Here is a 235-nt window from a genome sequence, read left to right on the forward strand (position 1 = left end):
GCCGTCTGTGCACACGGTGCTGCCGGACTCCGGCAAGCCGCAGACCACCCGCATCGCCTACCCCTCCCCGGCTGTCACGGTCACGGCCACGCCTGACGGCCGTCGGGTCACCGAGACCCTCGACGCGCTGGGCCGGCCCCTGCGGACCGCGGACAACTACCGCGACGGCGCCTACGCCAAGGAACCCGACGCCGACGGCGCCCGGGTGCTGTCCGAGGCCGACTACTCCCAGTGG

The 235-nt window shown here is 74.0% G+C and carries 1 protein-coding gene; it reads left to right on the top strand.

Annotated elements, in window-relative coordinates; genetic code table 11:
- A partial coding sequence (locus tag IF89_RS40335) for a hypothetical protein (protein WP_043195214.1) occupies positions 1–235 on the top strand: 235 nt, incomplete at both ends.

It is taken from the genome of Streptomyces sp. NRRL F-2664, assembly GCF_000719345.1.
In the GTDB taxonomy this organism is placed as follows: Bacteria; Actinomycetota; Actinomycetes; order Streptomycetales; family Streptomycetaceae; genus Streptomyces.